Annotated in this window: 3 protein-coding genes and 1 pseudogene; 1 reads left to right on the plus strand and 3 read right to left on the minus strand. The window is 66.8% G+C overall.

Annotated elements, in window-relative coordinates:
• Positions 1-120: 120 nt before the first annotated feature.
• The 3 genes and pseudogenes from AB0D57_RS47075 to AB0D57_RS47085 all read right to left on the minus strand — a co-directional run bounded on the left by AB0D57_RS47075 (position 121) and on the right by AB0D57_RS47085 (position 3,383).
• A complete protein-coding gene (locus AB0D57_RS47075) occupies positions 121-354 on the minus strand; it encodes a hypothetical protein (RefSeq protein ID WP_362088669.1) in 234 nt (77 codons plus the stop codon).
• Between the two features lie 1,241 nt (positions 355-1,595).
• Positions 1,596-2,418, minus strand: a pseudogene (locus AB0D57_RS47080) (transposase family protein).
• 341 nt (positions 2,419-2,759) lie between these two features.
• Entirely contained in the window at positions 2,760-3,383 is a 624-nt protein-coding gene (locus AB0D57_RS47085) for a BlaI/MecI/CopY family transcriptional regulator (RefSeq protein WP_362088670.1), read from the minus strand.
• Between the two features lie 1,276 nt (positions 3,384-4,659).
• On the opposite strand from AB0D57_RS47085, the gene AB0D57_RS47090 reads away from it, so the two are divergent.
• Positions 4,660-4,863 carry a cold-shock protein gene (locus tag AB0D57_RS47090; RefSeq protein WP_362088671.1) on the plus strand — a complete coding sequence of 68 codons (204 nt, stop codon included), beginning with the start codon at positions 4,660-4,662 and terminating at the stop codon, positions 4,861-4,863.
• Positions 4,864-4,942 lie beyond the last annotated feature (79 nt).

Raw genomic sequence — 4,942 nt, forward strand, 5'->3', positions numbered from 1 at the left:
ACGCTCGGCTGGGAAACCCCAGCCGAGCGCCTGTCTAAACTGCTCGCGGCCTGATCAACCGACCACGTGTTGCAACGACCCCTTGAATTCGCCGATTCGGCTGGGGCCCACTTGTTTGTGTCAGCCGTAGGGGTTGTTGTGGAAGCCGGGGTCGTAGTCCGGGCCGGTGGGGAGCGGGCCTGCGTTGTCCAGTTTCTGGATGGTGTACTGGGCGCGGATCTGCTCCATCGACAGCTTCTCCCAGCCCTCGGGAAGCTCAAGGCCTGCCTTGGCGCGTTCCTTCTCCCACTGCGCTACCAGGGCCTGCCGCGTGCGGGGGACCTGGTCAGCCGGCGGCTGACTGGCGACCGTCACTCCCCCCGACGATGATCCGGCAAGCCCGGCAACTGCCGATGCGGTCCCGGCGCCCACCAAGAAGGCTGACGCTATGAACAGCAACGTTTTACGTCCCATCCGATGTCCCTCCATGCCAATCCGGCTGTGACGAAGGAGGGTACCGGTATCGGTCAGCTGGCTTTCGAGCACGTCAGCGTCGCGAGGAAGTCGGCGACCGACCTCGCGCACCCGTGCCGATGTGGCACCCGGACGGTCCTGCGATGAGCCGCACCCCTTCGCCGCGGCCCGGCATGGGAGGTCGTCGCCCTGGTGGTCGCCGCTGTCGGCCTCATAGCCGTCCTGGTCGTGGCGGCCCGTTGAAGACTCAGCTCCGCCTTCACGTCCGTCACGCCACCACGCTGTTGCGCGCCCTGCTCGTCCTGACGAACCTCGAAGTCACCCGCTGACAGACGATCTTGAGCTCGGACAACTGCCCACGACCAGCACGAGGACACCATCACCGACCCACACCAGCCCCATGACCAGCAACTTCAAGATGGTGGATCTTCATTGGCTGGTCAGAGCGTCCACGATGAGCAGTCCCCGTCCAGTCTCCGCCAGGTGGTCCGGATATTGGCGTGATGGGGAGCCGGGCTGGGATCAACCACGGCGCACACGACAGCGCCGCCTGTGCGGGCCATGCCCAGCCACGCCTTGGTATCGGCTTCGCCGCACGCAGGAAGGGCATGCCGTACGGCGTTGGCGGTGAGTTCACCGGCCACGGTCGACGAACAGGGCCAATCCCCAGTCGCTGATGGTGCCGCGGACAAAGCGGCGGATGTTTTCCAGACTGCTGGCCTCGCAGGTGTAGGCACGGGCGGCGAAGCCAGCGGTGCTGATTCCCAGGGCAAGTCCTCAGTCTGGTGCGGCTGGTGAGGCCAGGACTGCATGCTTGAGAGGGGTCTTGTCGGCGGGGGAGAGCGGGGTCCTCCTGTGGCGCCTACTGTCAACTCGCCGTCAGATGGCCCCACACCGTCAGCCACCCCAACCCCGCCGCCTGAGTGTGGACGCTGCTGAGCGCCTGTATCCGCGCCCCATTTCGCCGCCACTCAGTGAGGTTTTCTCAACGGTGATCACTTCTACGGGACTTCGCACGTCCGTCATTGCGGATTCGTCGGCGACACCAGGTCGCAGTGGGCGCCGCGATGGCAAGCGCAAAGAAGACGACCGCGCTGGTAACGTGCGGTTCCGTCTGACCCGTGACGTCTTGTGATCTTTGTTCAGGCGGTGCGGCCGTGCTCGAGCTGGAGCAGGACGAGTGCGGCTCGGGCGATGCGGGTGATGGCCGATGGGTCGAGGCTGACCCTGCGCAGGGCCTTGAAGGTGACCTTCAGCAGGGCGTCAGCACGTTCAGCGACAGCGTGGACGCCTCGGATCACGGCGTTGAACGCCTCGTCGGGCTCGGTAAGTTCACCGCCCTTGGGCTTCTTGACCGGGTGGCGGAAGCCGGGTCCGGCGTTCTCGTAGCCGAGGTCGGTCAGGGTGGGGACGCCCAGGGTGGCGGCGAGCCGGTTCAGGGCGTCGGCCAGTCCATGGGCCCGTGCGCAGGTGGTGTCGTGCTCGCGGCCCGGTCAGACCGGGGAGACCCAGATCGGCCAGCCGTCCGGGGCGGCGATGGCCTGTACGTTCCCACCGTGGTGCTTGTGCTTGCCCGACCACCACAGATCCGCGCCGTTGGGGCCGGCGGTGGCCACGCGGTTGGTGCGGATGACCGTGCCGTCCAGGTTGAGATGGGTGTACCTGGCCGCCGCCCTCTCCAGCGCGGTGGACAGATCGGGAGCGTGGTCCGCGAGCACCGTCAGCCCCTCGTGCAGATAGCGGTAGGCGGTCGGTACCGAGGTGCCGTTGTCCCGGGCAAGTTGGGCCAGCCGGGTGCCGTCGACGAACCAACGCAGCACGAGCACCGCCTGCCGGAAGACGCCCAGGGCGAGTGCCCTTGCGGGTCCCGAGCTGCTCACGGTGCCCGCGCAGCAGCTTCGCGAGGTGCTCGGCGGTCGCCCTGCGGATATCGAGCACGGCGGTGTAGGTGATAGTGGACGCCACGTGGAGTCTCTGGTTGTACGGAACGTGATCTTCGCAGACTCGTTCCTGCCAGGGGCTTCACTCATGTCTGACGTCGAGTCACCATCCCGCCGTCCGGCATCATCACACACCGCAACCGTCACGTTGCCGAGAAGACTTCAGTGACTGTACGACGCCCTGGCGCTGCACTGCCTGCTCGGCTACAGCAGCGCTGCTACCGCCGAAGTCATGAGACTGCCTGGTGTGCTTGGCGCCGCCCCGGTCCCGTACTGCTGCACGCCAGCTGGGCCCGCACGATCACGTTCCGGCCGGGGCATCACTTACCGCGGCCTGGTGACGATGCCCGGAACTCCTGCGGATGCTCAGCCTGCCACTGCCTCCTGCTGCGGCTCGACCGGAGCAGGCTCCGAGGTGGCCGCAGCGGCGTAGAAGACCGACGAGCCCTGCTTGGTGCGGTGAACATGGCCCTTGGCGACCAGCCCTTCGAGAGTGGTGCGCACGACCGTGGTCTTCACGCTCCGGTCGGGGTGGGCCTGCGTGAGCGCGGCAGTGATTTCGGCAGCAGAACGAGGCTCGCTCTGCTGCTCAAGGTGGCCGCGGATCACCTCGACGAGGGTCGGCTTGGCGGCCGTCTCGGACGCCTTCACGGACGAGGCCTTGGCGGCGGGCTTCTTGGCAGCCGTCTTCTTCGCAGCCGTAGCGGCCGCCTTCTTCGGCTTGCTCTGCTTGATTTCTGCGGAGGCCTGGCGAGGTACGGACGGCGCAGCTGCCGTGGCTGCCTCGGCGGCGGGGCTCGCAGCGCCGAGAGCCTGCTGCATGTTCACCAGCACGGTGTGGTCCTGCTGCAGGGCACGCAACTGCTCCTGCAGGGCCTCGATCTCCTGACCGACACGTTCCTGCTCCTTGGCATTGCGCTCAAGGTCACCCGTCACCTGGGCGATGTACTGCGACGTCAGTTCCGTAGAAGGGGCCTTGATTTCAGACATGACACGAGCCTTTCTGCAGTCCGCGGCCACGGCGGTGAAAGCAGCAACCATGTGCGCGAACGGATACAGGTAGGTGCCCCGTCTGCGATGACCGGATCACCCGCAGGACACAACTGCCGCAGCCGACGGCAGTCTAGAGATAGTACGCACGAGTAGAACCGGATGCTCGTGTCGAGTGATGCCTCCCTCTCCAATTCAGGGTGAGCAGCTGGCAGAAGCGGAGCATGTGAGGCAGAGTCTGACCGGTGTGCTGTCACTGCTGAACCGCCGTGCGGCCCACTGTGGCCTGGGGAGACAGGTGCCAGCCGACTTCGTCGGTATCCCTGCAGTAGTGCCAAGCAGTCAGTGAGCGCGAAGTCACCAGCCGGTCGACAAGTTCCTCGATGTGGTGGGGTGAGTGGCCACACGGACGTGCGAGCACCTCCATGTCGGTACTGCCAGCCTCGCCCGATGTATAGGTTGCCAGGACACTGCGGTCAGTTGCACGGCAGAGGCCCACCCGCTCGGCAGAGTCAACGGGGATGGGACACAGAGCCCACTGGGCGGCACGGGCCCGCACATGGCGCCCCGGTCTCTGAGTGAGAACCGCGGCATCGAGGAGTCGCGGCTCCACATGCGGGTTCCTGCTGGCCGTGCGGCGTAGCCAGCCAGCATGCTCCAGTTCCTCCCACGGCTCTCTGCGACGCATGCCGCGCAACAGGCCGCCGGGCGGCCGGACGTAAGCGCTGGTGTCGGCGCGCGGTGCGCACTGCAAGGCGAGCAGGCGGGCGGCAGGGGAAGTGAAGCGGTGTTGCTCCCCCACATGCTGCTCCCCCGAAGCGCCCCTTTGCGCCAGCCAGTTGATCGGCCTCGCGCCTGAGTCGGGGGCAGCGGGCACGGCTCCCGCTACCAGGTCTGTCGCTCCCGGCTTCCCATCGAGTCGACGACCAGGACGGCCCGCACGGTCTTCTCGTCGACCTTGCCCGTCGCGGCCTGGACCCGCGCGATCGTCTGCATCGTGTCCTCCCGGTCATGAACCTCCAGCCGTCTGAGAGTTCCAGCGCATCGGCGTGAGACGTCGCACGCGGATCGCTGCTGGGCAGCATGCGCGACGCGGCCCGGATCATGACTGTTGCTCTCTGGTGGGAGCTGGTTTCGCCGTGTAGCGTCGCTGTCAGATGTCGTGGTTCGCAGTACTTGCCCGCGCTCCGGTGCGGGCGCTTTGCTGTGCAGGACCAGGGCGATCACCTCCGGGTCCGCGTGGTGCGGAGCCCGATATCGACTGGAAGGCATCAACGTGGCCAGGGGAACCGTCAAGTGGTTCAACGCTGAAAAGGGCTTCGGTTTCATTGCCCAGGACGGCGGCGGACCGGACGTCTTCGCGCACTACTCCAACATCAACTCCTCCGGCTTCCGTGAGCTCCAGGAAGGCCAGGTCGTGACCTTCGACGTCACGCAGGGGCAGAAGGGCCCGCAGGCGGAGAACATCACGCCCGCCTGACGTCACGGTCGGACATCGCCGGGGCCCCCGCCCACCGGTTTCGGGGGGCCCGCGCCGGCCCGGAGGGGGGCAGAGAGAG

The sequence above is a fragment of the Streptomyces sp. NPDC048275 genome (assembly GCF_040652275.1).
Lineage (GTDB): Bacteria > Actinomycetota > Actinomycetes > Streptomycetales > Streptomycetaceae > Streptomyces.